The sequence below is a fragment of the Streptomyces tateyamensis genome, from assembly GCF_003205575.1.
Classification (GTDB): domain Bacteria; phylum Actinomycetota; class Actinomycetes; order Streptomycetales; family Streptomycetaceae; genus Kitasatospora; species Kitasatospora tateyamensis.
The window spans coordinates 1-608 of record NZ_PYBW01000166.1 but is presented as its reverse complement, the minus strand read 5'-3'; the positions used below and the strand labels follow the sequence as shown (position 1 = coordinate 608).

At 68.3% G+C, this 608-nt stretch carries 1 protein-coding gene; it reads left to right on the top strand.

Annotated elements, in window-relative coordinates:
- Nucleotides 1-28: 28 nt before the first annotated feature.
- A partial coding sequence (locus C7C46_RS30980; protein ID WP_110673255.1) for a GTP-binding protein occupies nucleotides 29-608 on the top strand: 580 nt, incomplete at its 3' end.

The window sequence follows — 608 nt, the reverse complement described above, 5'->3', positions numbered from 1 at the left end:
GACGTCACGCTGCTCGAAAGGGTCCTCAGTGGACTTCGCAAGCTCTAGCCCCGCCGCCACCCGCGCCACCACCTCCGCAAAGATCGTCGTCGCGGGCGGCTTCGGCGTCGGCAAGACCACCCTCGTCGGCGCCGTCTCCGAGATCAACCCCCTGCGCACCGAAGCCGTCATGACCAGCGCCAGCGCCGGCATCGACGACCTCACCCACACCGCCGGCAAAACCACCACCACCGTCGCCATGGACTTCGGCCGAATCACCCTCGACGAAGACCTCATCCTCTACCTCTTCGGCACCCCCGGCCAGGACCGCTTCTGGTTCATGTGGGACGACCTCGTCCGCGGCGCCATCGGCGCCGTCGTCCTCGTCGACACCCGCCGCCTCGCCGACTGCTTCCCCGCCCTCGACTACTTCGAGAACAGCGGACTGCCCTTCGTCGTCGCCCTCAACGGCTTCGACGGACACCAGCCCCACACCCCCGACGAAGTCCGCGAAGCACTCCAACTCGGACCCGACACCCCCATCATCACCCTCGACGCACGACGCCGGGACAGCGCCAAAAGCGCCCTCATCACCCTCGTCGAACACGCCCTCCTCGCCCGCCTGCGCT